The organism is Streptomyces sp. NPDC089915 (assembly GCF_040684675.1).
Classification (GTDB): domain Bacteria; phylum Actinomycetota; class Actinomycetes; order Streptomycetales; family Streptomycetaceae; genus Streptomyces.
Genome location: NZ_JBFBGN010000004.1, coordinates 21,328 through 48,310, shown reverse-complemented (window position 1 = coordinate 48,310; position 26,983 = coordinate 21,328). Strand labels below are relative to the sequence as shown.

Genomic DNA, 26,983 nt, shown 5'->3' with positions numbered 1-26,983 from the left:
CGGGCAGGCCGCGTCCGTGGGGCTGTTCACCCTTCGAGCAGCCGCTGCCCCACGTACTCCCCGGCGCCCGGGCCGGGCGGGACGGCGTACAGGCCGCTCGACTCGTGCCGGATGAACTCCGACAGCGCGTCGCCCCGGTCGAGCTTGCGCTGGACCGGGACGAACCCTCGCAGCGGATCGGCCTGCCAGCAGATGAAGAGCAGACCTGCGTCCGGGGTGCCGTCGGGGGCGATCCCGTCATGGAAGGAGAACGGCCGCCGGAGCATGGCGGCGCCGCCGTTCTGGGCGGGGGCCGAGATCCGCGCGTGCGCGTTGGACGGGATCACCGGCTTGCCGTCGGCGCCGAGCTTGTCCAGCGCCAGGGGCGTGGTCTCGCCGCCGCCGGTCAGGGGCGCGCCGTTGGCCTTCGTCCGGCCGATGACCTGCTCCTGCTGGGCCTTGGACTGCTTGTCCCAGTCGTCCAGCAGCATCCGGATCCGGCGGACGACCGCGTACGAGCCGCCGGCCATCCAGGCGTGTTCCGCGGGTCCGGGCCCGGCGGCGGGCACGAAGATCCGCTTGGCGAAGTCGGGGTCAGCGGGCTTCGGGTTGCCGGTGCCGTCGATCTGGCCCATGAGGTTGCGCGCGGTCATCGGGGAGGCGGTGGCTCCGGGGGACCGGTTGAAGCCGTTCATCTGCCAGCGCACCCGGGCGGCCTCCCCGGCGTCCTTCTGGAGGGCGCGCAGGGCGTGGAAGGCGACCAGGCCGTCGTTCGAGCCGACCTGCACCCACAGGTCGCCGTTGCTGCGCTGGGCGTCGAGCCGGTCCGAGGAGAAGTCCGGCAGCGGGTCGAGGGCGGCCGGACGGCGGCCGGTGAGGCCCGTGCGCTCGAAGAAGGAGTGGCCGAAGCCGAAGGTGACGGTGAGGGAGGACGGCCCCGCGTCGAGGGCGATGCCGCTGTCCGCCGTGGGAGCGGTCTCCCCCGCCATGAGCCGCCGAGCCGTCTCGGACCAGCGGCGCATCAGTGCGGCGGCCTCTGTGCGTCCGGCGCCCGGCGCGAGGTCGAAGGCGAGGACGTGGCCCTTGGCCTGGAGCGGGGTGGTGATGCCCGCCTGGTGGTCCCCCTCGAAGGCGACGGCGGTGGCGCCGAGGGAGGACAGGGACCCGGCCGCGCCGGGGGCGCCGGCCGGGGCGTCGGTGACCGCGGAGTGCACGAGGGCGCCCCCGGTGCCGCCGAGCGCGAGCCCGACGGCGCCCGCGGCGCCGACCGTGCCCAGCAGCCGGCGCCGGGAGATCTCGATGTCGGGGGTGCTCGGAGTGGTGCTGTCGGTCACGCTGGTCAGCCGATCTTCACGTTCTTCTGGACGGTCGTCTGGTCGATGTCGGAGCTGCGGACGGTCACGTCGATGCGCCAGTCGCCCGCGAGGGGCAGCTGGACCCCGGACGCCGTCCAGTGTCCGGGAGCGGCGCGGTCAGGGGCCACCGGGAGCGGGCCGATCTCCTTGGCCGGGAGGGTGAAGGAGATCTTGACCTCGGGCAGGTCCGCGGGCTTGCCGTCGGCGCCGTCCGCCCACAGGTGGAGGGTGTTGGCGCCGACCCGGCCCGGGTCGAACTCGACGCGGACGGTGCCCTTGCCGTTCTGGCCGCCGGTGTCGTACGGCAGGGTGATCTTGATGGCGCGGTCGGGTACGGCGGTGGCCGCCGAGCCCCGCCCGGCCTCCTGCTCCACGGCGCGGCCCGGCTCGGTGCCGGTCAGGACGGTGGTGACGGCCAGCAGGACCACGGCCACCGCGGCCTCGGCGAGCACGGAGCGCCGCAGGCCCGAGCGGCCCGGGTCGGCGTCGCGCACCTGGTTCTCCAGGGCCTTCTCGCGCGCCGCGCGCTGGCGGGCGAGCTGTGCGGCACGCTTCGGGTCGGCGGGCTCGCCGGGCTCGTCGGATCCGGCCGGCTCGCCGGCCGATGTTTCACGTGAAACGTCGCTGCCGGCCGCCCCGACCGAGGCCGGCTCGGCGACCCGGTCCTCCGCCGCCGCGTCGGCCAGCCTGCCGGTCCACTTGCGGGAGAAGTAGGCGATGGCGACGAGGACGGCCACCAGGCCGACCTTGATCAGCAGCAGCCGGCCGTAGCTGGTGCCGGTGAGCGCCGACCAGCTGCCGAGCTGCCGCCAGGACTGGTAGACGCCGGTGACGGTGAGGACCAGGACGCTGATGAAGGCGACCCGGGAGAAGCGCCGCACGGCGTCCCGCTCGATGTCCGGCACCTTGTGGAGGGCGACGAGCAGGGCGGCGAGCCCGCCGAGCCAGGCGGCCACGGCCAGCAGGTGCAGGATGTCGGCCGGCATCGCGATCCCGGGCTGGATGCCGGTGGAGGCGTGCTCGGCGAGTGCCCAGGTGGCGGCGATTCCGGCCGCCACCACCGCGCCGCCGATACCGAGCCCGAAGGCCAGGTCGCCGGTGTCCTTGGCCTGCTCGGGGGTCTGCTCGTCCGTGTTCCTCTGGCGGCGGGCGTAGGCGCCGAACAGCACGGCGAGGAACAGTGCGGCCGCTCCGAGGAGCAGCAGCCGGGAGATGAAGGAGGCGCCGGTCTTGGTCTCCAGGACGGCCTTGAGCCCGTCGAGGTCGAAGGCGTCCGCGAACCGCCCCGACCCCGTGTAGGGGGTGCGCAGGACGAGCATCGCCAGCGTGGCCGCGGTCAGGGTGACCCAGCCGCGCACCACCAGCTTCTGCAGCGGACGCACGGCGGAACCCCGGCGCCAGCACAGCAGGATGAAGGCGGAGCCGCCGACGAGGACGGTGAACCCGGCGTAGGCGGCGTAGCGGGCGATGCCGTACGCGATGCCGACGGGACCGCCGCCCGCCTTCTGGTCGGGCAGGGCGACGGAGGTGGCCGAGGGGGCGCCGACGGAGAAGGTGAAGGCGCCGGAGACCGGGTGGCTGTCGGCGGAGACGGCCTGCCAGGCGACGGTGTAGGTGCCGTCGGGGAGCCCCGAGTGCAGGGCGGTGCCGTAGCGGATGACCGATCCGCTGCACATGTTCCGCAGCTCGCCGGTGTCGACGCGCTTGCCCTGCGGGTCCATGACGCGGATGGAGTCGTCACCCATGGCCACCTCCTCCGAGAAGGAGAGGGTCACCTGGGCGGGCGCCGTGGCGACCACCGCCCCGTCCTTGGGGTCGCTCGCGGTGAGTGCGGCGTGTGCCGCGGCCGGGCCGGCCGCGGTGAACAGGGTTGCCAGCAGGGCTGCGAGAACCAGCGCCAGCCGCGGCAGGGCTGCCGTGGCGCGGACGCGGAAAGGAGGGGGAGCGGGGGCGGTGGCCGTCATGGCGTGTCAGTTCCTCGGTCCGTCAGTGGGCGGTGGAGTTCTGGGGGTTGTACGTCCGTTCCTTGACGTCCAGCTCGACCTTGACCGGATCGGCCTTCTCGAAACGCAGCTCGATGGTGACCTTGTCGCCGACGTTCGGCTTGTTCTTCAGGCCCATGAACATGATGTGGCTGCCGCCGCGCTCCAGCTTCAGCTCGCCGTTCGCGGGCACGTCCATGGACTGGACCTGCTGCATCTTCTGGTCCTTGGTCTCGTGGACCTGCGCGTCGTCGGAGAGCGGGGTGGTGACCGCGAGCAGCTTGTCGGCGGTCTTCGAGTCGTTCTTGATGACCATGAAAGCGCCGGCCATCTTGTCGTTGACCGGTTCGGGCATGTACGCCCCGCTGACGGTCATCTTCGGCTTGGCGGACTCCCCGGCCGCCGGCGCGTCCGAGGAGGAGTCCGAGGAGGAAGAGGAGGAGCAGCCGGATATGGCGAGCGCGGCCGTCAGGGAGAGGGCGGCGGCGAGGGTGCGGGTGGTGCGGGCGTTCACGGGTTCTCTCCCTTGATGATCTTCGGCAGGTCCTTGGTGTAGTCGTCGACGGTCGTGCCCTCGCCGTAGAGGACGTAGCCCTCGTCGGTCTTGGGCGAGAACGCGATGACCTGGGCCCCGTGCATGGAGACGACGCTGCCGTCGGCCTCCTTCTTGGGGGGATCGATACCGATGCCGAGGGAGCGGGCGGCCGCCTGGATGGTGCTGAAGTCGCCGGTCAGCCCGGTGAAGGCCGGGTCCTGTGCCCTGAGCCACGCGCCGAGGGACTCCGGGGTGTCGCGTTCCGGGTCGGTGGTGACGAAGACGACCTGGAGCTTGTCCCGGTCCTCCTTGGGGAGTGCCTTCTTGGCGACCGCGATGTTGCTCATCGTCAGGGGGCACACGTCGGGGCAGTTGGTGTAGCCGAAGTAGATGAGCGTCGGCCGGCCCTTGGTCTGCTCGCGCAGGTTCCACGGCTTGCCGGTGGTGTCCGTGAGGACGAGTTCCGGCTTGTCGAAGGGGCGGTCGAGGAGGGTCGCGGCTCCGGCCTTCTTCTCGCCGGTGATCTGGGTGACCCCGCCGTCGTTCTTGGCCGGTCCACTGCCGCAGGCGGTGAGGGTGAGCGCGGCCGCCACCGCGAGGGCGGCGACCGTCACACGTGTGGTGCGCATATGTAGATGTCCCTGGGATCGGGGATGGTGCGGATGTTCGAGGGGCCGGGAGGGCCCGTGGACGGGCCCTGCGCGGGCCCGTGGACGACGGGCCCGCGGGCCCCCGTGGGATCAGGCGGAGCGGCGGCGCGAGGCGATGCCGAAGGCCACCCCGCCGAGGCCGAGGACGATGCCCGCGATACCGAGGGCGCGCGCCGTGGTGTCGGAGCCGCTCTTGGCGGCGGCCTCGTCGTGCTTCGCCTCGTCCTTGCCGGCGCTCTTGGCGTCGGCGGCCGGCTTGGCGTCGTCGTGGCCGTCCGCGGCCTTGGCGGCGGTCAGCTTCAGCACGGGCGCGGGGGTCTGCGGCTCGGGGGCGCCGTCCTTGGTCTCCTCGATCCAGCGGACGACCTCGTTGTTGTCGTACGTCTGGATGGCCTTGAAGACCATCTTGTCGGCGTTGTCGGGGAGCTTGCCGACGGACACCGGGAACTGCTGGAACTTGCCGGGCTCGATCTTGCCGCCGCTCCAGGTCACCTTGGTGACGACCTCGTTGACCTGCTTGCCGTGCACGTTCAGCGGCTTGTCGAGCTTGGTCTTCTCGACGGTGGACGTCCAGCCCGGGATGTCCTGCGGCATGACGGACGTCAGCGGCTGGTCGACCGGGAAGTTGACCTCGATCTGGGTGGTCGAGGCGTTGTCGCGCTCGTTCGGGACCTTGAAGTTGATGGTCGCGTAGCCGCCCTTGGGGGCATCGCCGGGCTGCACGCTGACGTGCGCGAAGGCGGTACCGGACAGGGCGAGGACGGCGCCGGCGGCGAGGGCGGCGGCGAAGGAGACGCGAGAGATCTTCATGACAGGAAACACTCCACGGAACAGTGGTGGACGGCGGGATCCGCGCGCACGCGTACAGCGGGCATGCGCGGACGGGCGCGCGCGGAGGTCACGGCACCGGTGCTCCGGCCGGGTGTTCCGGGGAGTGGGGTGCCGCGTCAGGCTGCGAGGGCGAGCGCAGCCGGCGGACCCCGCCGGATCACGGTGTGCAGGAGTGCGTCCCGGCCGGTCGTCGCGGTGGGCGCCGGAGCGGTCCGGCGGGCCCGGGGGCCGCGCGCGGGAGCGCCGAGGAGCCCGGCCGTGAGGACCCGTACGAAGGCCAGCGCGGCGCGCAGCGGACGTATCGGGTCGGCTTCGCCGGACAGCCGGGACAGTTCGATCAGGCGGAACAGGGCCGCGTCGCCCCGGCCCAGCAGCCAGCCGGCCGCGAGCGCGGCCAGCAGGTGGCCGAGCAGCATGGCCGGGCTGAACAGCCCGGTCTGGGGGGTTCCCGCGCCGGCCGCGGCCAGGTGGGCGTGGCCCATGTGGCCCGATGCGGCGGCCTGCGCGGCGAGGGCGGCCGGGTCCAGCCCGGCGGCCTCCAGGATCCGGCGGGCGTCGGCCGGGTTCATCGGTACGGAGTTGCCCCCGCACACGAGCTGGGCGGCGAGCGCCGCCAGCGAGGTGTCGGAGCCGGCGGCCGGTGCGTGCGCCATGGCGGTGCCGTGCTGGCCGAGGCCGAACAGCGTGTGCAGCCCGAGCTGGCCCACGGCCAGTCCGGCGGCGATGCCGGGCCGCGACCGGCGGCGTCCCGCGAGGGGGGCCGCGATCGCGAAGACGCCCGCGAAGGCCAGGGCGAGCGCCCACCACGGGACGGTCGCGCAGGAGGCCAGGGCATGTCCTGCCGCGGACAGCACGACGCAGACCGCGGTGAACACCGCGGCCCGGGTCATCCGGAGATCTGCTCCGGCGCGTGTCGTGTGGGTGGCAGACATGGCCGGGTCATCATCGCACTGGGCTCCGGCGCTGCCTACGGCAGGTGCTGGAGGGACCCTATGGTTCCGGTGTGCGACGGGGTGAGCCGTCAGCGGCCGGTCAGGCCGGTCCCGGCGCTCCCACCTCGGCGTACGCGCCCGATACACGCCGGACGCACATGCCGCGTCGGCCGAATGAGGGCTGTGCCGGCCGCCGGGGGCTTACGCCCCACCGCGGGCGGCAATAGGTAACGGTATGAGCATCTGGTGGTCTCTCCACTTGCGGCGCGAAGCCGCGAGCGTGCCGCTCGCCCGGCGACTGCTGCTCGGGACGATGGAGACCGCGGGGGTGGATCCGGACATCTCCTACGACCTGTCGGTCGCGCTGAGCGAGGCGTGCGCGAACGCCGTGGAGCACGGCGGCCGCGGCGGTCCGTCCGGGGCGCCGGTCGGCGTCCCCGCCGACGAGGTCACGGACGGCACCGAGGCGTATCACGTCACCGCCTATCTCGACGGGGACCGCTGTCGCATCGAGGTCGCCGATTCGGGTCCCGGTTTCCCGCCCTCGACGGTGGCCCGTCGCAGACCCTCCCTGGCCGAGCACGGCCGGGGACTGCACCTGATCGCGGAGCTCGCCGACCACGTCCGCCTGCGCAACCGGCCGGGCCGGGGCGCGGTGGTGAGCTTCGAGCGGATGCTGAAGTGGCGTGACGACGCGCTGCTGAGGGTGTCCTAGAACGCGGAAGGGCGGGGAAACCGGATCCGGCTCCCCCGCCCCGCGTCGCCGGTGGCGTCAGCCCTTGAGCCGCGCCATCCAGGCCTCGACCTCGACCGAGGTGCGCGGCAGCCCGGCCGACAGGTTCCGGTTGCCGTCCTCGGTGACGAGGATGTCGTCCTCGATCCGGACGCCGATGCCCCGGTACTCCTCGGGCACGGTCAGGTCGTCGGCCTGGAAGTACAGCCCGGGCTCGACGGTCAGGCACATGCCCGGCTCCAGCGTGCCCTCGACGTACGCCTCGGTGCGCGCGGCGGCGCAGTCGTGGACGTCCAGGCCGAGCATGTGGCCGGTGCCGTGCAGGGTCCAGCGGCGCTGCAGCCCGAGCTCCAGGACGCGCTCGACCGGGCCCTCCAGCAGGCCCCACTCGACGAGCTTCTCGGCCAGCACGTGCTGGGCGGCGTCGTGGAAGTCGCGGTACTTCGCGCCCGGCTTCACGGCGGCGATGCCGGCTTCCTGGGACTCGTAGACCGCGTCGTAGACCTTGCGCTGGATGTCGGTGTACGTGCCGTTGATCGGCAGCGTGCGCGTGACGTCGGCGGTGTAGAGGGAGTGGGTCTCCACACCGGCGTCGAGGAGCAGCAGGTCGCCGGAGCGGACGGCTCCGTCGTTGCGGACCCAGTGCAGGGTGCAGGCGTGCGCGCCGGCGGCGGCGATGGTGCCGTAGCCGACGTCGTTGCCCTCGACGCGGGCGCGCAGGAAGAAGGTGCCCTCGATGTAGCGCTCGGACGTGGCCTCGGCCTTGTCGAGGACCTTCACGACGTCCTCGAAGCCGCGGACGGTGGAGTCGACGGCCTTCTGCAGCTCGCCGATCTCGAAGGCGTCCTTCACGGCGCGGGCCTCGGAGAGGTAGACGCGCAGTTCCTCGTCGCGCTCCTTGGTCACCTTGTCGGTGAGGGCGGTCTCGATGACGGCGTCGTGGCCGCGGACGGCGCGGACCGGGCCGGTGGCCTCGGTCAGGGCCTCGGGCAGCTCGCGGACGTCCTTGGCCGGGATGCCCAGGAGCCGCTCGGCCTCGGTGAGGGAGTGGCGGCGGCCGACCCAGAGCTCACCCTGGCCCGACAGCCAGAACTCGCCGTTCTCGCGGTCCGAGCGGGGCAGCAGGTAGACGGTGGCCTGGTGGCCGGCCTCCGTGGGCTCCAGGACCAGGACGCCGTTCTCGGTCTGGTCGCCGGTGAGGTACGCGTACTCGGTGGAGGCGCGGAAGGGGTACTCGGTGTCGTTCGAGCGGGTCTTCAGCCGGCCGGCCGGGATCACCAGGCGCTCGCCGGGGAAGCGCGCGGACAGCGCGGCGCGGCGGTCGGCGGTGTGGCCGGCCTGCGCGATCGGCTCCAGGCCGTGCAGCTCGGTGTCCGCCCAGCCGGTGCGCATGCTCTCCGCGAGCTCCTCGCTGACGCCCGGGTACAGCCCGTTCTTGCGCTGCTTGTGCTTCTTCTGGGGCTGCTCTTCTTCCGGGGTCTCCGGGGTGAGCTCGTCAGCCACGTCATCTCCTCAGCCGATACGACACGCACGGGTCCGGGTGCGAACCCCGTTCATCGTATGTGTGAGGGGGCGGCGCCCGGCCAGTCCTGTGACATATCAGCCAAAACGGGCGCCCGTCGTGGAGTGCCGGCCGGTCGGCCGCCGGCCGGCCGATCGCCGGCCGGTCAGTCGAACCGGGCCGCGAGCAGGACGACGTCCTCGGTGTCCCGGTGCGCGCCCGGGCCGGCCGGGCCGGGCCCGTCCTCGGGGAGCACCGTGCGCAGGATGTGGTCGCAGAGGGCCGCCGGGTCGTCCCGGACGGCGCGCGGGACCCCTGCGGCGGCCGCGTGCAGCCGGGCGTAGGCGCGGTCCATGGGGTCGCCGGTGCGCCGCAGCAGCCCGTCCGTGTACAGCAGCACCGTTTCTCCGGGTGCGGGCTCGATCTCCACGCTGGGCGCCTCCCAGCAGGCCAGCATCCCCAGCGGCGCCGAGAGGGAGGTCTCGACGTACTCGGTGCGCCGCTCGCCGATGAGCAGCGGCGGGGTGTGCCCGGCCCCGGCCAGGATGATCTTCCGGGCGGCGGGCTCGCAGTACGCGAAGAGGGCGGTGGCCGAGCGGGCCGGCTCGGTCAGCCGCATCAGGAGCTCCAGGTCCGACAGGACCGCGACGGGGTCCTCCCCCTCCATGACGGCGTACGCGCGCAGCGAGGCCCGCAGCCGGCCCATGGCGGCGACGGCGCTCGGGCCGGATCCGGTGACCGATCCGACGGCCAGCCCCATGGCCCCCTCGGGCAGCGGCAGCGCGTCGTACCAGTCTCCGCCGCCGAGCGGGCCGGTGCGGTGCCGGGCGGCGAGCTGGACCCCGGGGATCCGCGGCAGCCGGCTGGGCAGCAGCTCCTCGGCGACGGTGGCCAGCCGGGTGCGGGAGCGGTCCACCTCCAGCATCCGGGCCAGGTGTTCGGCGGCGTGCCGGACGTAGAGGCCGACGAGGTCGCGCTGGCGCTCGCTCGGCTCGGCCTGCTCGTCGTAGAGCCAGACGGCCGCGCCGAGCCGGCCGGTGGCATCGGCGGTCAGCGGCAGCGCGTAGCTGGCGGCGTAGCCGAGCCGGGCCGCGACCTCGCGGTGGCGGGGGTCGACGGGGGGCTCGTGGCCGCCGGGGGCGGCCTCCGTGCCGGGTTCGGGGAGCACCTCGGAGCCGCCGTGGGCGTCGGGGAGCCCGTCGAGGATGCGGCCGTACGAGGTGGCGCTGCGCGGCACCGTCTCGATGTGGCCGAGGTCGGCGCGGCCCAGGCCCAGGCCGATGGTGGAGGTGGGGCCGAGTCCGTCGGAGGGCTCCAGGACGACCAGTCCGCGGCGGGCGCCGACGAGCGCGGCTCCGGCCCGGAGGAACTCCCGGAGCGAGGAGTCGAGGTCACTGGCCCGGGCGAGGCGCTCGGTCAGCTCGTGCAGGGTGGTGAGGTCGGAGACCATGCCCGCCAGCCGGTCCTGGATGACGCTGCTCGCGGCAGGCGGTGCGGCCTGGGCGGGGGTGGTCCGGGAGCCGCCGGCCGCCACGGCGGACAGGGGGCCGGGCGTGGGCGCGACAGTGTGCGCCGATGCTGTAACTGCTGGATCGATTCCAGCCACTTTCGGCAGATGCGGGGCGCTCATGGCGTCCGCCTTTCCACCTGGTGCGATTCGCCATATAGCATCGCAAACCCCCAGATCGTGCTGCGCCGCCATCAATGGATCCACATCTACACGCACCCGAGGATCGATGTCCAGCATTGTCCCAGTGGGAATCCTGGTGTCCGTGGGACGGCAACTCACGGTCGAGCCAGGGCTAAAACTTGGCTGGAAAAAGCTGGATGCGAGCGGTTTTTGCGATCGACTGGACAGGCGCTGCAAGGGGTCCGGGTACGTAATCGCCAGTGCCCGGGGCCAGTTGGAGCCCCGGCACCGCCGGGAACCGCCCGGCCCGGGCCGTCGTCCTAAGCGGCGGCAGCCGGTCTCGATGCCGGCGCGGGTCGCTCGGACCGCTCGTTCCGGGCCCCCGCCGGACGTTTGACGGACCCGTAAGACAACTGCACGAACCGTGTGAACCTGCTTCTGGCGGACTAGTGACGCGAAACGTGTACGTGTGGTGAGACACCGCTCACGTGGTGTGATGTGGCCCTCGACGTTCAACGGAAAGGAACGAGCGCTCATGCGCGAGATCCTCGGAAGGCGTCTCCAGCGGCTCCGCGATCGCTTGAAGTTCCCACGCCCCGCCTCCCGCCCCGCCGCGGAGGCCGGGGCCGGCGCGGCTCCGTCCCTCCTCGACGCGGCGCTGACCTGCGCCACCGCCTGGCAGTGGCCCGTACTGCCGGGCGTGGGCAGGCACGTCACCGACAGCCGACGCTGTGCCTGTCCCGACCCCGACTGCGTGGTGCCGGGGGCCCATCCCTTCGACCCGGGGCTGCTCGCCGCCACCACCGACGCCCGGATGGTGGCCTGGTGGTGGGGCAGGCGGCCGTCCGCCCCGGTGCTGCTGGCCACCGGCGGGGCCGCGCCGTGCGCGGTGAGCCTGCCGGCGAGGGCGGCCGCGCGTGCCGTCGTACGGCTCGACGGGCTGGGCCTGCGGCTCGGTCCGGTCGTCGCCACGCCCACCCGGTGGTCCCTGCTCGTCGCGCCGTACTCCCTGGAGCGGCTCGGCGAACTCCTCTACGCCAAGGACCACGTGCCCTCCTCGCTGCGCTTCCACGGCGAGGGCGGGTACCTGCTGCTGCCGCCCTCGCCGGCGTCCGGCGGCGGGGAGGTCCGCTGGGAGCGGGAGCCCGAACCCCGGCACCCGGATTCGGGTGAACTGTGGCTGCCGGATGTGGAGGCGCTCGTGGACGCGCTCGTCGAGGCGAGCAGCAGCGCGCCCGGCGGCGGCAGCAGGCTCGCGTACTGAGTGGGTCCGAGCCGGTTCGGGGACGGTGCGCCCGGCGGCCGGCTCATCACTCGTACGGGTGCCAGCACGGCGGGTTTCCAAGGGAATTGGGCGCGGGGATCTCCGCGCCCCATTCCCGCGTCGCTATCTTCGGCGAATGAATCTCCGCCTGATCGGTATCGGCGCCGGTGTGTTGATCATCTTGTCGCTTCCCCTGGCCGGAGCGATCGCCGGGCCGGATTTCGCCGGTCAGGGCGACGGAAAAGGCGGGGGGTTGCTCACCTCGCTCGGCCTTTCCCACTCCTCCCGTACGGGGGACGGTGCGCGGCCCGTCGCCGACCCCGCGCGCCCCGGTCCGCCCGAGCAGCCCCGTACCGACTCCCGCTGCGGTCCCGAACTCACCGCCCCGCAGGGGCTGGAAGCGCAGACCTGCGTGCTGGCGAGCGAGGGCCGCACCTGGGGCCGGAGCTACTACCGCAACACCAGCGGCCGTGCGCTGGACGCCGTGCTGACGGTGATGGGGCCGGCGGGGCGGACGGTGCAGATCCGCTGCGCGGTGGCGGCGGGGGACGAGCCGGGGCTGTGCGAGACGCCCCGGGGCGAGTCCGCGGGGGCGCCGGACGCCTACTCGGCCGTAGCGGAGTTTGCAGTTCCGGATGACGAAGGGCACCTGCTGCTGCGGTCCGGGAGCAACTCACCGGTGCCGAAGGAGGGTTGAGCTCCGCCGAAAGACAGAGGCCCGGTCGCTGGCGACGGGGGATGCACCAGCGACCGGGCTACAAGAACGGTAACAAGAGATCGCCTGTTCGCAAATTCGATCTCTGATATTCAGACATCGATTTGCAGGCGATTAGCGGGAGTTGTGACTCCGGTCACCGGACCCGCGCGCGGCGGTGCGCCGCACGCGGGCCACCCGCACGCCGGGCGTGCGTCAGCTGAGCGTCACCTGGCGGTTGGTGAGTCCGCCGCGCGCCCGGCGCTCCTCCGCGGTCAGCGGTGCGTCGTCGGCCAGGGCCGCGGCCAGGCGCTCCGCGAGCTCGGCGGCGGGCTTCTCCACGTCCTCGGCGGTGACCCCGGTGGGCAGGTCCCAGACCGGGACCATCAGGCCGTGGGCGCGGAAGGAGCCGACGAGCTTGGTGCCCTCGCCGAGGGAGGAGGTGCCCGCCGCGTGCAGGCGCGCGAGCGCGTCCAGCAGCTTCTCCTCCGGCTGGGGCATGACCCAGCGCAGGTGGTTCTTCTCCGGGGTCTCGCACCAGTAGGCGGAGTCGACGCCCGTGAGCTTGACGGTCGGGATGGCGGCGGCGTTGGCGCGCTCCAGCGAGGCGGCGATCTCCGGGGAGGCGTTCTGGGCGCTTTCCGCGTCCGGAATCCAGAATTCGAAGCCCGTGTGCACAACCGGCTCGAAAACGCCGTCCTGGTCGAGGAGATCCTGAAGTCGGGGCCCCTCGGCCGGAACACGGCGGGCCGCGACCGGGTTGCCCGGCTCGGTGGCGATCGCGCGCTCCAGGGTGTCGGCCATGTCGCGGGCCAGGTCGCCGGAGGAGGACTCGTTCTGCAGGCCGAGCAGGACGGAGCCGTCCTCGCGCCGCAGGGCCGGCCAGGCCATGGGGAGGACGGTCACCAGGGTGACGGACGGGACGCCCTCGGGCAGGCCGCCCTTGAGGGTCAGGGGCACGGTGGCCGCGGGGACGAGCTCGCGCAGCGCCACCCAGTCGCACTCGCCCGGCAGCCCCTCGAAGGGACGCCGCACGTGCTCGGTGACGGCGTGCGCGGCGGCCGCGCCGTGACAGGCCTTGTAGCGGCGCCCGGAACCGCAGGGGCAGGGCTCGCGCGCGCCCACCACCGGGATCTCCCCGTTGTCGAGCTGCGGCTTCGCGGTCTTCGCGGCGGGGCGCTTCTTGGCCATCGTGGGTGTCTCCCGGTTGCGGCGGTACGGCGGTGTCTCTGGGCGCGAGCCTAGCCGTTCGTACCGCCGGAACCGGTGGGGTGCCGCCGGGAGCGCGGTCGGCGTGCGCTCCCGGAAGGCCGCGTCCGCGGGCGGCCGGTGGTGCGGGTCGGGGCCTTCGGGCTCCAGGCCTTCGGGATGCCGGCCTCTGGGCTCCCGGCCTTCGGGCTCGCCGCCGTCGGGTACGGGCGGCGGTGCCGGGTCGTCAGGCGCCGGGCCGTCAGGCGTCGAGATCGTCGAAGGCGGAGACGAAGTCGATCGCCGGGGGAGCGACGCGCGTAGCGAAGTCGTCGTGCCGGTGCCCCCGGGCGACGATCACCCACACCGTGACCTCCCCCGCGGCTCCGTCGCGGACGCCCCAGTCCTGGGCCAGCGCGCTGATGATGTTCAGCCCGCGGCCGCCGTGCGCGGTGACCGAGGGCGTGGCCGGGACCGGGCGGGTCGGGCCGCCGCCGTCCGTGACCTCGACCGTCAGCCGCCCCGCCTTGTCGACGCGCCACGCGGCGCGCACCTCGCCGTCACCGACGTCCCGGGCGCCCAGTGGCCGGCCGTGTCGGCAGGCGTTGCTGAGGAGTTCGGAAAGGATCAGTACGGCATCGTCCACGACCGATTCGGACACTCCGCTGATGCGCAGTTGTTCGCGCATCCGGTGCCTCGCCTCGCCCACGCCCGCAGGACCATGGCGAATGTCCATGCACGACGACGTGGGCACTTCCTGTGCCATCACCAACGTCACCCCCGGAACCTCCTTAGCCCCACGCCATGGTCTGGATGCCCCAATGGCCTGGACCGGAAACCGCTGCTGGACGCCGCTCTGACGCATTCATGACCAACGAATGCGGAGCGGATGCGCCGGGGCACGCCCCGTCACGGCGGTGGCGCCTGTGACTGGTGTGCAAAACGGGACGTCAGCGTCCGAGCTGTGACAGAACCTGACGGGGCCTGTTCGTGATGATCGCTTCTACACCCAGATCAGCGCATAGCTGAACATCGTCCGGATCGTTCACGGTCCACACGTGGACGGAATGTCCCGCCGTTTGGAGCTTCCGGATGAAGCCGGGGTGGTTGCGCACGATCCGCATGGCCGGGCCGGCGATCCGCACGCCGGCGGGCAGGCGCCCGTCGCGCATCCGCGGCGAGATGAACTGCATCAGGTAGACGGTCGGGACCGTCGGGGCGGCCGCGCGCACCCGGTGCAGGGAGCGGGCGGAGAAGCTCATGACCCGCACGGGGTGGGGGCCGTCGGCGGGCGGGGCGTCCAGTCCGAAGCGCTTGAGCAGGAAGAGGAGCCGCTCCTCCACCTGTCCGGCCCAGCGCGTGGGGTGCTTCGTCTCGATCGCGAGCTGTACGGGCCGCCCGGCGTCCGCGACCAGCTCCAGCAGCCGCTCCAGGGTGAGCACGGAGGTCCGCTCCGGGTCCGCGTCCCAGTCGGGGGACTCCTCGCGGTCCTTCCAGGAGCCGAAGTCGAGGGCGGCCAGCTCGGCCAGCTCCAGGGCCGAAACGGCGCCCCGGCCGTTGGAGGTGCGGTTCACCCGGCGGTCGTGGACCAGCACCAGATGGCCGTCGGCCGTCAGCCGGATATCGCATTCGAGGCCGTCGGCCCCGTCCTCGATGGCCTTCCGGTACGCGGCCAGGGTGTGCTCGGGAGCATCCTCCGAGGCGCCGCGGTGGGCGACGACCTGGATGGGGCGCGGCGTTGCGTGGGTCACCCGGTCATGGTGCCATCGAGAAGCCCCCGCGTGGCGGGGTGACTCCTGGGGGTGTGTCCGTTATGTCGGATATAAAGGAAGGCGATGGACGCACAGGTCCGGCTTACAGTGCTCTGACGGGTCATGGGAAAGGCTTTGCCCTGGAACTTCTACGGCGCATCGAACGTTCAGTCGGACCGATGCCCGGAGGGTGTCGGGGCGGTATCGCCTGATTTTTCCAATAGCCGTGTTGGCCGTGTACGCCGTGTGTGACGAGGAGAGAGCGCTGTGAGCACCGAGAACGAGGGCACCGCGGCCCCGACGCCCCCCGCGGCCCCGTCCGCACCCCCCGTGCCGGTGGCCGCCTCGACGCCCGAACCGGCCGCGCCGGGCACTCCGGCTCCGGCGCCCCAGGGCGCCCCGGCCGAGGCCCCCGCCCCGGGCGCCGAGCACACCCAGCAGCTCCCGCCCACCCCGCCGGCGCCCCCCGCGGCGCCCCCGGCGTACGGCCACGAGCAGCCCCCGGCCGCCCAGCCGGCTCCCCCGGCGGGTACCGCGTACGGCGCCGAGGCCTGGCCCCCGCCGCCCCCGGCGGTCCCCGCGTACGGTGCGGGCTCCGGCCAGGGCGGCGGCACCTGGGGCGTTCCGCTCACCGCCGACGGCGCCCCGCAGCCCAAGCCGAAGGGCCGGGGCGGGCTGGTCGCGGCGGTCCTGGTGGCGGCCCTGCTCGCGGGCGGCGTGGGCGGCGGCGTCGGCTACTGGGCGGCCCAGCGGAACCACGACGGCCTGGGCTCGACCACCATCAGCGCGCCGAACACCCCGAAGGACCTCAAGCGGGACGCCGGCTCCGTCGCGGGCCTCGCCGCCGCCGCGCTGCCCAGCGTCGTCACCATCGAGGCCTCGGCCGGGGACGGCGAGGGCGGTACGGGCACCGGGTTCGTCTACGACGAGCAGGGCCACATCCTCACCAACAACCACGTGGTGGCCTCCGCCGCCAACGGCGGCAAGCTCACCGCCACCTTCTCCGACGGCAAGAAGTACGAGGCCGAGGTCATGGGCCGGGCCCAGGGCTACGACGTGGCCGTCATCAAGCTGAAGAACCCGCCCGCCGGCCTCAAGCCGCTGCCGCTCGGCGACTCCGACAAGGTCGCGGTCGGCGACCCGACCATCGCCATCGGCGCCCCCTTCGGCCTGTCCAACACGGTCACCACCGGCATCGTCAGCGCGAAGAACCGCCCGGTGGCCTCCGGCGACGGCTCCGGCGGCAAGAACTCGTACATGAGCGCGCTGCAGACCGACGCCTCCATCAACCCGGGCAACTCCGGCGGCCCGCTGATCGACGGCCGCGGCGCGGTCATCGGCATCAACTCGGCGATCCAGTCGGCCGGCAGCAGCGGCCTCGGCGGCGGCCAGGCCGGCTCGATCGGCCTCGGCTTCGCCATCCCGATCAACCAGGCCAAGAACGTCGCCGAGTCACTCATCAAGACGGGCAAGCCCGTCTACCCGGTGATCTCGGTCTCCGTGGACCTCCAGGCCAAGTCGGACGGCGCCAAGATCTCGGAGCAGGGCGCCCCCGCCAACGAGCTGGTCGACCCGAACGGCCCGGCCGGCAAGGCGGGCCTCAAGCCCGGTGACATCATCACGGAGTTCGGCGGCAGGCAGGTCGACAGCGGTCCGACCCTGATCAGCCTGATCTGGACGTACAAGCCGGGCGACACCGTGAAGCTGACCTACCTGCGCGGCGGCAAGCCGACCACGGTCGACATCACGCTCGGCTCGCGCGTCGGCGACAAGTAGCGCGCACCGGGCCACCGCTCGACGGTGGCTCGATGGGAGGGGCCGTGGCCGGGAATCCGGCTACGGCCCCTCCCAATATCTGCTTATGCTTCGGTGGTGTTCGATTCACGGCACATACGGACATTCCACGAAGTGGTCGCCGCGGGCTCGTACTCGGCCGCCGCGCGCGTGCTCGGCTATACCCAGCCCGCGATCACCCAGCAGATGAAGGCGCTCGAACGCGCCGTCGGGACACCGCTGTTCACGCGCGTGGGCCGGAGGATGAAGCTCACCGAGGCCGGTGAGTCCCTGGCCCGGCACGCGGAGTCCATCCTCGGCAGCCTCTCGGCCGCCGAGGCCCAGCTGAAGGCCTACACCAGGCTGCGTACCGGGCGCGTCCGGGTCTGCGGGTTCCCCAGCGCCAACGTCACCCTGGTCCCGGAGGCCCTCAGCGGCCTCGCCAAGGACCACCCCGGGGTGCAGGTGGAGCTCCTGGAGGGGGAACCCCCGGAGTCCCTGCGCAGGCTCCAGCGCGGCGAGTGCGACATCACCCTGGCCTTCACCTATCCCGGGCTGCACGAGGAGATCCCCGAGGAGGTGGCCGAGGTCAGGCTGCTGGAGGACCAGCTGACCGTGCTGCTCCCGACCGGCCACCCGCTCGCCCGCCGCCGGGCCGTGCACCTGGCCGACCTCGCCGAGGAGCAGTGGATCGCCGGCTGCCCGCGCTGCCGGGCGAACCTGCTGCACGAGTGCGCCGAGCTGGGCTTCGTCCCCGACATCCGGTTCGCCACCGACGACAACCTGGTGGTCCAGAGCCTGGTCGCGCAGGGACTCGGGGTGGCGATGATGCCCGCGCTCGTCCTGCCCTCGCTCTCGCTGAGCCGGGTCTGCGGCCGGGTGTTGGAGCCCGCCGCGCGCCGCCACATCGCCGCGTACGTCTACCGCGACCACCTGCGGATCCCGGCCACGGCCGTGGTCCTCGACGAGCTGAAGCGGGTGGCCTCGAACCGGGTCGGCTGCTGATCCCCGGCAGCCGCCCGCAGACCCAATCCATAAGCTGTGGTTGGGATTTCAGGTCATAACTGTCGTTGGACGTGATGGATCGGTCAGCGGACGCTGCTCGTATGACCACCACCGTTCCGGCCCGTACGACCACGAGGATGGCCGCCCTCGTCAGTGAGATCCACACGGTCGTCGACCGGGGGCTGGCCCCCGATCTGACCGCCTACCTCGTCGGCGAGCGACTCGCCCCGCACCTGGGCGCGCCGGACCTGCTGACCGCGGAGCAGCAGGAGGGGGACCCGGAGCACTACCGCCAGCACGTCCTGCACGCGGAGCCCGACGGGAGCTTCTCGGTCGTGGCCCTGGTGTGGATGCCCGGGCAGGAGACCTGCATCCACGACCACGTGTCGTGGTGCGTGGCCGGGGTGCACCAGGGCGAGGAGAGCGAGCGCCGCTACCGGCTCGCGCCCGGCGTCGGCACCGCCCGCCTGGTGGCGACCGAGGACGTGGTCAACGCCCAGGGCGAGGTCTGCGGATTCGCCCCTCCCGGGGACATCCACAAAGTGCGCAACTCCTGTACCGACAAGGCGATATCGATCCACGTCTACGGTGCCGACGTCTCCCGGCTGGGCAGCAGCATCCGCCGCGTCTACACCCTCCCGGTCGACTGATGGCCCTCCTGCACCGCCCCCAGAGCGAGCCGGTCCGCGTTGTTTCACGTGAAACACCCACCCCATGGCCGGGTTTGGGCCTGGCGGCCGGCGGCGCGCTGGTGGCCTGGTGCGTGCACCGGCTGGTCCCCGGCATCCCGATGCTGACCGCCTCGGTGGTGCTCGGCATCGCGGTGGCGCACCTGCCCGGCGTACGGACCGTCGTACGCGGACCCGCCCGCCCCGGACTCTCCCTGGCCGGGCGGCGGCTGATGCGCATCGGCATCGTCCTGCTGGGCCTCGGGCTCGGGCTCGACCAGGTGCTCCGGCTCGGCTGGGCGACGGTCGCCATGGTGACCGCCGTGGTCGCGGCCACCTTCTTCGGTACGGTCTGGCTGGGCCGCCGTCTCGGACTCCCCGGCGACCAGCCGCTGTTGATCGCCACCGGCTATTCCATCTGCGGCGCCTCGGCCATCGGCGCGGTGAGCGAGGTGTCCGGGAGCGACGAGGAGGACGTGGCCGCCTCGGTGGCGCTGGTCACCCTCTGCGGCACCCTCGCCATCGCCGTGCTCCCCCTGCTCCAGGGCCCCTTGGGCCTCTCCGACCTGTCCTTCGGCCGCTGGGTGGGCGCGAGCGTCCACGACGTCGGCCAGGTGGTGGCGACGGCCCAGACCGCCGGCCCCGGCGCGCTCGGCGAGGCGGTGCTCGTCAAGCTGATGCGGGTGGCCCTGCTGGCCCCGCTGGTGGCGGCCGTGGCCTTCTCGATGCGGGCCCGGCGGCGCGGCGTGCGCACCTCCTCGGGCAGGCGTCCGGCCCCGGTGCCCCTGTTCGTCCTCGGGTTCCTGGCGGCGGCAGCCGTGCGCGCCACGGGCCTGCTGCCCCACGCGGCGCTGGACTGGGCGCACACGGCGCAGGAGGCCCTGCTGGCGGCGGCCCTGTTCGGGCTGGGCAGCGCCGTCCACCTGCCGACCCTGGCCCGTACCGGCGGCCGCGCCGCACTGCTGGGCCTCGGGGCCTGGGTGGTGGTGGCGGGGGTCTCCTACGCCGGGGTGCTCGTGACCACATGACGGCCCGGGACAGGGCGAGTTGGCCATTTCCTGGCCGGAACCGACCGAACGTCCGGCCCGCCCCCTGACATCTCGGGGCCCCCGTGCGAACCTGCCCCGGCAAGCCGAACAGCCGATCCGCACCGACAGCTCTTCACCCCACCCTGCCCGGCTCCCACCGGTCCGGGCACGGCAGAAGGAGTCCTGCGTGAATCGTCATCGCACGGCGGCATCCGTCCTCCTCGCGGCGGGAGCCCTGCTCGCCGGGGTCCTGACGGCCGCCACCCCCTCGGCGGCCGCGGAGCCGCCCTCCTCGTTCCGGCCCGGGCAGACCCCCGGCTTCTGGACGGCCGAGCGGATGCGGCAGGCCACCCCGCTCGACGTGGCGGCCCTCCCGGGCGGAGCCCGTACGGCGTCCGCCCCGGCGGCCCCGCCCACCCGGGTGGCCCCGACCTCCCCCACGGCGTTCCCGCAGGCCGGCGGCGCCTGGACGGGCGGCGGGGCGGTCGTGCGGACGTCGGGCCGGGTGTTCTTCACCTTCCAGGGCCGCAAGGCCTCCTGCTCGGGCGACTCCGTCACGAGCCAGAACGGGAGCACGGTCATCACCGCCGGGCACTGCGTGAAGTACCAGGGGGCCTGGCACACCGACTGGATCTTCGTCCCGGGGTACGACAACGGCAACGCCCCGTACGGCCAGTGGCCGGCCGTCAAGACGCTCGCCACCGACCAGTGGGCGGCGAGCGAGGACATGAACATGGACGTCGGCCTCGCCGTCGTCGCCCCGCAGAACGGGCGGACCCTCAGCCAGACCGTCGGGGCCCAGGGCATCCTCTTCAACGGCGGCTACAACAAGAAGATGTACTCCTTCGGCTTCCCGGCGGCCGCGCCCTACGACGGCACCAGGCTCGTCTACTGCGCCGCGAGCACGGGCAAGGACTTCCTGCTCACCAAGGACCACAGCATGTCCTGCAACATGACCGGCGGCTCCAGCGGCGGACCCTGGTTCCAGGACTTCGACGAGTCGACGGGCCTGGGCACGCAGGTCTCGGTGAACAGCTTCGGCTACAACTTCCTGCCGAACACGATGTTCGGCCCGTACTTCGGCAACGAGGCCAAGGCGGCCTACGACAAGGCCCAGACGTCCTGACCCCGTCCCGGGCGACACCCACCCCACCCGCCCCCACATCCCGGTACTCTGTACCGGCCAGGTGGGTTGCCCGAGCGGCCTAAGGGAACGGTCTTGAAAACCGTCGTGGCGCGAGTCACCGTGGGTTCAAATCCCACACCCACCGCACCCCGTCAGCGAACCCGCTGACCAGAAGGGCGTCCCTCAGCGAGGGGCGCCCTTCCCGCGTTCTCCGGGGTCGTTCGAGGGGCTTTGGGCCTTCCGGGTGGTGTTTGTCGGAAGATCGGCGCGGGTCGTGGGAGCCGGGCGGTTGCGGTCACATCATGACGAATGTATGCAGATCCGCCCGTCGGAACATCGCGAATCGAGGCGTTCGTCATGACCCACCGCAGCAGCATCACGTCGATCTGGACCTCCTTCCTCGCCGCGCTCACGGCGCTCCTGGCCGCCCTCGGCCTGGTGGGCGGGACGGCTCCGGCGGGTGCCGCTCCGGTCGCGGCGGCCACTCCTTCGGCCCCCGCCGAAGGCCGTCCGGTTCCGGTTGCGCGGCGGACGTGGCGGGCGATGATGCGCGGCGGCTCGCTCCCTCCGACGATCAAGCAGCGGATCCGGGCCGAGGCCCACGGCAAGAGCCCGTCCGTGCGCAGCTCCAGGACCGCCGCCGCGCTCGTGCCCGCCCTGGACCGGGAACCGGCCGTGCCCGCCCCGCACCGGGAATCGGTCGGGCTGGTCGCGTAGCGGGGGGCTCGCTCCGGCGGATTGCGGGGGCGCGCAGGGGGCGTGGAGCTTGGTACGGCAGGGCCGCAGGGCCGGGAGACGGAGGGGTTCCCGGACGGCGCGGCCCTTTTCGGCATGTCCGGGTCGAGTGAGTTTGGCGGAACGATTCACCATCCGCGCGGCACGGGTTTCGTCCGCGGCAGGGGTGCTGATCTGGGACGGCAGGGGCGCAAACCGCGTTTATCCCTTGTTGGTCATGCTTGCGGGGGAATAGCAGGCTGCGGGGTGGTTCGCCGGGGATTCGGTGGGCAACTCTGGTCTCGCGACGTCGTCAGCACCGCGAACGACCGAGGCGGTCGGCCAACTGCCTTGGGGTAAACCCGACTTCGGTTTTCTGGAGGACTCAGAATGGCAAGCATCCGTACCGCCCGCGTCATCGCCGCCGTTGCCTCGCTGCCCCTCGCCGCCGCGCTGTTCGGCGGGGTCGCGTCGGCCGACAACGGCTCGTTCGCGAACGACGGATCGAATGCGAGCGTCGCCAGCATCATCGGCAGTGGTGTGGGCGGCAACAACCACGGCAACTCGTCCACCTCCCAGCAGGTGGCCACCGGGGCCGGCGCCTCGAACCAGAACAACACCGCCCAGGTCAACGGCTCGGCCTTCACGGCGATCCACCAGGCCAACTCGAACGTGGCGGTGAACTTCTTCCCGTGGCGGTAGAAGCCTCCTGAACCGCGCAGACCACTGAGGGCGCCCGTACGACCGGACCGGCTGGGGTCCGGTAGTGCGGGCGCCCTCCCGCGTGCTTCCCGACCTTGACATCCCGAGTGAATCTGACGGACAGTCAGTTCACTCGTCCGATGCGATGCCGGGAGGCCAGGGCCGTGCACCTCGCTCCGTCAGAAGGGCAGTCACGGCTACGCGCCGAACTGCGCGAGTACTTCCGGGACCTGATGCCGGACGGGGTGCCCGAAGACCCCGCGGCGCAGCGCGCCCTGCTGCGCCGCATCGGCGCCGACGGGCTGCTCGGACTGGGCTGGCCCGTCGAGTACGGGGGCCGGGGCCGGGGCCCCGACGAGCAGTTCGTCTTCTTCGACGAGGCCTACCGGGCCGGGGCGCCCGTCTCGATGGTCACCCTCAACACCGTGGGCCCCACCCTGATGAAGTACGGGACCCCGGAGCAGAAGGACTTCTTCCTGCCCCGCATCCTGCGCGGCGAGACCGTCTTCGCCATCGGCTACTCGGAGCCCGAGGCCGGCACCGACCTCGCCGCCCTGCGCACCCGCGCCGTCCGCGAGGAGGGCGGCGGCTGGCTGGTCGACGGGCAGAAGATCTTCACGTCCAACGCCCAGAACGCCGACTGGATCTGGCTCGCCTGCCGCACCGATCCACAGGCCCCCAAGCACAAGGGCATCTCCATCCTCCTGGTGCCCACCGACAGCCCCGGCTTCTCCTGGACCCCGATCGACACCGTCGGCGGCCTCACCACCACGGCCACCTACTACGACGGCATCCGCGTCCCCGCCGGCCACCTCGTCGGCCCCGAACACGGCGGCTGGGGGCTGATCACCAACCAGCTCAACCACGAGCGCGTCGCCCTGGCCGCCATCGGCATGCAGGCCGAGGACTTCTACGAAGCCGCCCGCGCCCACGCCCGGACCCCCGACCCGGACACCGGCGAACGCCCCGCCGACCGGCCCTGGGTCCGGGCCCGGCTCGCCGAGGCCCACGCCCGGCTGGCCGCCGTACGCCTCCTCAACTGGCGCCTCGTCCAGGACGTGGGCGCGGGCACCCTGGCCCCCGGCGACGCCAGCGGGGTCAAGTTCCTCGGCACCGAGTCCGCCGTCGAGGTGTACCGGATCTGCCAGGAGGTGGTGGGCGAGGAGGCCCTCGTCCGAGGTCCGGAGGCCTTCCTCGGCGGTGAGCTGGAGCGGATGAACCGCGCGGCGCAGATCAACACCTTCGGCGGCGGGGTCAGCGAGGTCCAGCGCGAGATCGTCGCCATGATGCGGCTCGGCATGAAGGGCAGGAAGCGATGACCGCCGAACGGAGGACCACGGACGGGCCCGCCGCCGCCGGGACGGCCCCAGGCGCGCAAGCCGGTACGGGAGCCGGTAGCGAAGCCGGCGCGGAAGCCGAGCTGCTCCGCAGGCTCAAGGCCTTCGAGGGCCGGCCCGCCGCCACCGCCGGCCGGGCCAAGGACCCGGTCAACGAGCCGATGATCCGCCACTGGTGCGAGGCCATGGGCGACACGAACCCCGCCTACACCGGCCCCGGGGCCATCGCCCCGCCCACCATGCTCCAGGCCTGGACGATGGGCGGACTCTCCGGCCACACCGGCCGCTCCACCGCCTACGACGAACTGTTCGCCCTCCTCGACGGCGCGGGCTGCACCTCCGTGGTCGCCACCGACTGCGAACAGGAGTACCTGCGCCCGCTGCGCCCCGGCGACGCGGTGACCTTCGACGCCGTGATCGAATCGGTCTCCCCGCGCAAGACGACCAAACTCGGCACGGGCCACTTCGTCACGACCCGGATGGACGTCCACGCGAACGGAGAGCTCGCCGGGACGCACCGCTTCCGCATCCTCAAGTACGCCCCCGCGGCGAAAGGCACCCCCGCCGGGGCCGCGCCGGCGCCGAAGCCGCAGCGCCCCCGCCCCGTGATCAACCGCGACAACCAGGGCTTCTGGGACGGGGTACGGGAGCACAGGCTGCTGATCCAGCGCTGCACCGCCTGCGCGACCCTGCGCTTCCCCTGGCTGCCCGGCTGCAACGCCTGCTCCTCCCCCGACTGGGACACCGTCGAGGCGAGCGGCGCCGGAACCGTCTTCTCGTACGTCGTCATGCACCACCCGTCCTTCCCGGCCTTCACGGCACACGAGGACCCCGCCGCCGCGGGCGGCCCGTACGCGGTGGCCCTGGTCGAGCTGGCCGAGGGGGTACGCATGATCAGCAACATCACCGGGGTCCCCTACGACAAGGTCCGCATCGGCCTCCCCGTCCGGCTGGAGTTCCTGCGCGTCGACGACACCCTCGAACTCCCCGTCTTCCGCGGAGAGGCGGGCTGAGATGGACTTCCACCCCACCGAGGAACAGGCCGAGGCCGCGTCCCTGGCCGCCCGGATCTTCCGCGACCTCGCCACGCACGAACGCCTCACCGGGGCCGGCGACGCGAGCGACGCCGAACTCTGGAAGGCCCTCACCTCCGCCGGCCTGACCGCCGCCGTCGAGGAGGTCGGCCTCCTCGGACTGGTCCTCCTCCTGGAGGAGCAGGGCCGTGCCACCGCCCAGGTCCCGTACGCCGCCACCTGCGCCTACGGAATCCTGCCCGTGGCCGCGCACGGCAGCCCCGAGCAGCGCGCCCGCCTGCTGCCCGCCCTCGGCTCCGGCGAGGCGGTCGCCACCGGCGCCTTCCCCGCCCGCCGGGCGTTCACCGCCGGCCCCGACGGCCGCCTCACCGGCACCGCCCCCGCCGTTCCCTGGCTGCGCGACGCCACCCACGTCCTCGTCCCGGACCGCGACCGCGCGCTGTGGCTCGTCCGCACGGACGCGCCCGGCGCCGTGACGCGGCCGGTGGAGACGACCGCGCCCTGGTCGGCGGGGTGCCTCACCCTGACCGGCGCGTCGGCGGAACGGCTCGGCGGCCCGGACGCGTACGACGCGGTACTGGCCTGCGCGCGGACCGCCTTCGCCGGGCTCCAGGCGGGCGTCTGCGCCGGATCGCTGGCCCGCGCCGTCGAGTACACCTCCACCCGCGAGCAGTTCGGCCGCCCCCTGTCCACGAACCAGGGGGTCATGCTCCGCGCGGCCGACGCGTACATGGACACCGAGGCCATCCGGGTCACCGCGTACGAGGCGGCCTGGCGCATCGACGAAGGGCTCCCGGCGCGCGAGCACGCCCTCACGGCGGCCTGGTGGGCCTCGGAGGCGGGCAAGCGGGTCGTCCACGCGGGCCAGCACCTGCACGGCGGCATGGGCGCCGACCTTGACCACCCCGTCCACCGGCACTTCCTGTGGGGACGCCAGCTGGACGCCTACCTGGGCTGCGGCAGCGAGCTGCTGGCCGAGCTGGGAGCGCTCATATCCGAGGGGGAGAACGCATGAACGTCGGCGACGCACTGCCACCGCTGGAGATCCCGGTCACCCGCACCCTGATCGTCGCGGGCGCCATCGCCTCCCGCGACTACCAGGACGTGCACCACGACGCGGAACTCGCCCGCGAGAAGGGCTCCCCGGACATCTTCATGAACATCCTGACCACCAACGGGCTGGTCGGCCGGTACATCACCGACCACCTCGGGCCGCACGCCGTCCTGCGCAAGGTGGCCATCCGCCTCGGCGCCCCCAACTACCCGGGCGACGTCATGACCCTCACCGGCACCGTCACCGCCCTTGACGGGGACACCGCCGAGATCCGGGTCACCGGTGCCAACCGCCTCGGCCACCACGTCACGGGAACCGTGACCGTCACCCTGGGGGCCGGGGCATGAGCGTCCGCGTCCGCGACGACCTGGGCGGCCGCGCCGCCATCGCAGGCATCGGTGCGACCGAGTTCTCCAAGGACTCCGGCCGCAGCGAACTCAAACTGGCCGTCGAGGCGGTGCACGCGGCCCTCGACGACGCCGGGCTCACCCCCGCCGACGTCGACGGCATGGTCACCTTCACGATGGACACCAGCCCCGAGATCACCGTCGCCCAGGCCGCCGGCATCGGGGAGCTCTCCTTCTTCTCCCGCATCCACTACGGCGGCGGCGCGGCCTGCGCCACCGTCCAGCAGGCCGCCCTCGCCGTCGCCACCGGGGTCGCCGAGGTCGTCGTCTGCTACCGCGCCTTCAACGAGCGCTCCGGCCGCCGCTTCGGCTCCGGCGTCCAGCAGCGCGAGCCCTCGGCGGAGGGCGCGGCGCTCGGCTGGGCCCTGCCCTGGGGGCTGCTCACCCCCGCGTCCTGGGTGGCCATGACCGCCCAGCGCTACCTCCACACCTACAACCTCACCCCCGAGGCCTTCGGGCACGTCGCCGTCACCGGCCGCAGGCACGCCGCGAACAACCCCGCCGCCTACTTCCACGGCAGGCCCATCACCCTCGCCGACCACGCCGCCTCCCGCTGGATCGTCGAGCCCCTGCGGCTGCTGGACTGCTGCCAGGAGACCGACGGCGGCCAGGCCCTCGTCGTGACCACCACCGAGCGGGCCCGCGACCTGCGGCGGAAGCCCGCCGTGATCACCGCCGCCGCCCAGGGCGCGGGCCGCCGCCAGGAGGGCATGACCTCCTTCTACCGCGACAGCCTCACCGGGCTCCCGGAGATGGACGTCGTCGCCCGCCAGCTGTGGCGGACCAGCGGACTGCGGCCCTCGGACATCGACGTGGGCATCCTCTACGACCACTTCACGCCCTTCGTCCTCATGCAGCTGGAGGCGTTCGGCTTCTGCGGACCCGGTGAGGCCGCCGACTTCACGGCAGCCGGGGCGCTCCCGCTCAACACCCACGGCGGCCAGCTCGGGGAGGCCTACCTGCACGGTATGAACGGCATCGCCGAAGCCGTCCGCCAACTGCGCGGCACCTCCGTCAACCAGGTCCCGGGGGCCGGGCACGTCCTCGTCACCGCCGGGACCGGCGTCCCGACCTCCGGGCTGGTCCTGGGGGCCGACGGCTGACTCCGGT

At 72.9% G+C, this 26,983-nt stretch carries 26 protein-coding genes and 1 tRNA gene; 16 read left to right on the top strand and 11 right to left on the bottom strand.

Going from position 1 to position 26,983, the window contains the following annotated elements; all coding sequences use genetic code 11:
• Positions 1–26: 26 nt before the first annotated feature.
• The 6 genes from efeB to AB0O29_RS02520 form a co-directional block, all read right to left on the bottom strand.
• Positions 27–1,313 (bottom strand): iron uptake transporter deferrochelatase/peroxidase subunit, encoded by a 1,287-nt coding sequence (gene efeB, locus AB0O29_RS02545; RefSeq protein ID WP_365144872.1) that lies wholly within the window; start codon positions 1,311–1,313, stop codon positions 27–29.
• 5 nt (positions 1,314–1,318) lie between these two features.
• The gene (locus AB0O29_RS02540) at positions 1,319–3,298 is read right to left on the bottom strand and encodes a copper resistance protein CopC (protein WP_365144869.1); all 1,980 of its coding nucleotides are present in this window, start codon (positions 3,296–3,298) and stop codon (positions 1,319–1,321) included.
• A gap of 22 nt (positions 3,299–3,320) precedes the next feature.
• Positions 3,321–3,830 carry a copper chaperone PCu(A)C gene (locus AB0O29_RS02535; RefSeq protein WP_365144866.1) on the bottom strand — a complete coding sequence of 170 codons (510 nt, stop codon included), beginning with the start codon at positions 3,828–3,830 and terminating at the stop codon, positions 3,321–3,323.
• Positions 3,827–4,480, bottom strand: coding sequence for an SCO family protein (locus tag AB0O29_RS02530; protein WP_365144863.1), 654 nt, complete (start codon positions 4,478–4,480; stop codon positions 3,827–3,829). Before AB0O29_RS02530 ends, AB0O29_RS02535 begins: the two co-directional genes overlap by 4 nt.
• Before the next feature lie 111 nt (positions 4,481–4,591).
• Positions 4,592–5,311 (bottom strand): YcnI family protein, encoded by a 720-nt coding sequence (locus AB0O29_RS02525; RefSeq protein WP_365144860.1) that lies wholly within the window; start codon positions 5,309–5,311, stop codon positions 4,592–4,594.
• Positions 5,312–5,448: 137 nt separating this feature from the next.
• Positions 5,449–6,264 carry a hypothetical protein gene (locus AB0O29_RS02520; RefSeq protein ID WP_365144857.1) on the bottom strand — a complete coding sequence of 272 codons (816 nt, stop codon included), beginning with the start codon at positions 6,262–6,264 and terminating at the stop codon, positions 5,449–5,451.
• A gap of 235 nt (positions 6,265–6,499) precedes the next feature.
• On the opposite strand from AB0O29_RS02520, the gene AB0O29_RS02515 reads away from it, so the two are divergent.
• On the top strand, positions 6,500–6,979 hold the full coding sequence (locus tag AB0O29_RS02515) for an ATP-binding protein (protein ID WP_365144855.1): 480 nt from the start codon (positions 6,500–6,502) through the stop codon (positions 6,977–6,979).
• 57 nt (positions 6,980–7,036) lie between these two features.
• Here AB0O29_RS02515 and AB0O29_RS02510 read toward each other — a convergent pair whose 3' ends face one another.
• Complete coding sequence (locus tag AB0O29_RS02510; RefSeq protein ID WP_365144852.1) at positions 7,037–8,500, bottom strand: aminopeptidase P family protein; 1,464 nt, start codon at positions 8,498–8,500, stop codon at positions 7,037–7,039.
• Between the two features lie 164 nt (positions 8,501–8,664).
• Positions 8,665–10,245: a PP2C family protein-serine/threonine phosphatase gene (locus AB0O29_RS02505; RefSeq protein WP_365144849.1), complete on the bottom strand. Its 1,581-nt coding sequence runs from the start codon at positions 10,243–10,245 to the stop codon at positions 8,665–8,667.
• Positions 10,246–10,663: 418 nt separating this feature from the next.
• On the opposite strand from AB0O29_RS02505, the gene AB0O29_RS02500 reads away from it, so the two are divergent.
• Both AB0O29_RS02500 and AB0O29_RS02495 read left to right on the top strand, forming a co-directional pair.
• Complete coding sequence (locus AB0O29_RS02500) at positions 10,664–11,392, top strand: bifunctional DNA primase/polymerase (protein WP_365144846.1); 729 nt, start codon at positions 10,664–10,666, stop codon at positions 11,390–11,392.
• Between the two features lie 253 nt (positions 11,393–11,645).
• Positions 11,646–12,089 carry a hypothetical protein gene (locus AB0O29_RS02495; RefSeq protein WP_365144843.1) on the top strand — a complete coding sequence of 148 codons (444 nt, stop codon included), beginning with the start codon at positions 11,646–11,648 and terminating at the stop codon, positions 12,087–12,089.
• 213 nt (positions 12,090–12,302) lie between these two features.
• Here AB0O29_RS02495 and AB0O29_RS02490 read toward each other — a convergent pair whose 3' ends face one another.
• The 3 genes from AB0O29_RS02490 to AB0O29_RS02480 form a co-directional block, all read right to left on the bottom strand.
• A complete protein-coding gene (locus AB0O29_RS02490) occupies positions 12,303–13,277 on the bottom strand; it encodes a DUF5926 family protein (protein WP_365144840.1) in 975 nt (324 codons plus the stop codon).
• Positions 13,278–13,536: 259 nt separating this feature from the next.
• Positions 13,537–14,139, bottom strand: coding sequence for an ATP-binding protein (locus AB0O29_RS02485; RefSeq protein ID WP_365144837.1), 603 nt, complete (start codon positions 14,137–14,139; stop codon positions 13,537–13,539).
• Between the two features lie 85 nt (positions 14,140–14,224).
• Positions 14,225–15,025, bottom strand: a complete 801-nt coding sequence (locus tag AB0O29_RS02480) for a glycerophosphodiester phosphodiesterase (protein WP_365144834.1) — start codon at positions 15,023–15,025, stop codon at positions 14,225–14,227.
• A 267-nt stretch (positions 15,026–15,292) separates the two neighbouring features.
• Between AB0O29_RS02480 and AB0O29_RS02475 the strand changes: the two genes are divergently transcribed.
• From AB0O29_RS02475 to AB0O29_RS02415, 13 genes are all read left to right on the top strand, one after another.
• Positions 15,293–16,801 carry a trypsin-like peptidase domain-containing protein gene (locus tag AB0O29_RS02475; protein ID WP_365144831.1) on the top strand — a complete coding sequence of 503 codons (1,509 nt, stop codon included), beginning with the start codon at positions 15,293–15,295 and terminating at the stop codon, positions 16,799–16,801.
• A gap of 96 nt (positions 16,802–16,897) precedes the next feature.
• Positions 16,898–17,803, top strand: coding sequence for a LysR family transcriptional regulator (locus AB0O29_RS02470; RefSeq protein WP_079428764.1), 906 nt, complete (start codon positions 16,898–16,900; stop codon positions 17,801–17,803).
• Between the two features lie 101 nt (positions 17,804–17,904).
• Positions 17,905–18,453 carry a cysteine dioxygenase family protein gene (locus AB0O29_RS02465; RefSeq protein ID WP_365144828.1) on the top strand — a complete coding sequence of 183 codons (549 nt, stop codon included), beginning with the start codon at positions 17,905–17,907 and terminating at the stop codon, positions 18,451–18,453.
• On the top strand, positions 18,453–19,499 hold the full coding sequence (locus tag AB0O29_RS02460; RefSeq protein WP_365144825.1) for a putative sulfate exporter family transporter: 1,047 nt from the start codon (positions 18,453–18,455) through the stop codon (positions 19,497–19,499). Before AB0O29_RS02465 ends, AB0O29_RS02460 begins: the two co-directional genes overlap by 1 nt.
• 187 nt (positions 19,500–19,686) lie before the next feature.
• Positions 19,687–20,625, top strand: a complete 939-nt coding sequence (locus tag AB0O29_RS02455; protein ID WP_365144822.1) for a peptidase — start codon at positions 19,687–19,689, stop codon at positions 20,623–20,625.
• Between the two features lie 60 nt (positions 20,626–20,685).
• Positions 20,686–20,770 (top strand) — tRNA-Ser (locus AB0O29_RS02450).
• 212 nt (positions 20,771–20,982) lie between these two features.
• The gene (locus AB0O29_RS02445; protein WP_365144819.1) at positions 20,983–21,342 is read left to right on the top strand and encodes a DUF6344 domain-containing protein; all 360 of its coding nucleotides are present in this window, start codon (positions 20,983–20,985) and stop codon (positions 21,340–21,342) included.
• A 387-nt stretch (positions 21,343–21,729) separates the two neighbouring features.
• Entirely contained in the window at positions 21,730–22,041 is a 312-nt protein-coding gene (locus tag AB0O29_RS02440) for a hypothetical protein (protein WP_365144816.1), read from the top strand.
• A 164-nt stretch (positions 22,042–22,205) separates the two neighbouring features.
• On the top strand, positions 22,206–23,360 hold the full coding sequence (locus AB0O29_RS02435; RefSeq protein ID WP_365144813.1) for an acyl-CoA dehydrogenase family protein: 1,155 nt from the start codon (positions 22,206–22,208) through the stop codon (positions 23,358–23,360).
• Positions 23,357–24,391, top strand: coding sequence for a bifunctional MaoC family dehydratase N-terminal/OB-fold nucleic acid binding domain-containing protein (locus AB0O29_RS02430; protein ID WP_365144810.1), 1,035 nt, complete (start codon positions 23,357–23,359; stop codon positions 24,389–24,391). The genes AB0O29_RS02435 and AB0O29_RS02430 overlap by 4 nt, the downstream gene beginning before the upstream one ends.
• Before the next feature lies 1 nt (position 24,392).
• Positions 24,393–25,427: an acyl-CoA dehydrogenase family protein gene (locus tag AB0O29_RS02425; protein WP_365144807.1), complete on the top strand. Its 1,035-nt coding sequence runs from the start codon at positions 24,393–24,395 to the stop codon at positions 25,425–25,427.
• The gene (locus AB0O29_RS02420) at positions 25,424–25,813 is read left to right on the top strand and encodes a MaoC family dehydratase (RefSeq protein WP_365144804.1); all 390 of its coding nucleotides are present in this window, start codon (positions 25,424–25,426) and stop codon (positions 25,811–25,813) included. The genes AB0O29_RS02425 and AB0O29_RS02420 overlap by 4 nt, the downstream gene beginning before the upstream one ends.
• Positions 25,810–26,976, top strand: coding sequence for a lipid-transfer protein (locus tag AB0O29_RS02415; RefSeq protein WP_365144801.1), 1,167 nt, complete (start codon positions 25,810–25,812; stop codon positions 26,974–26,976). The genes AB0O29_RS02420 and AB0O29_RS02415 overlap by 4 nt, the downstream gene beginning before the upstream one ends.
• The last annotated feature ends 7 nt before the right edge of the window (positions 26,977–26,983 follow it).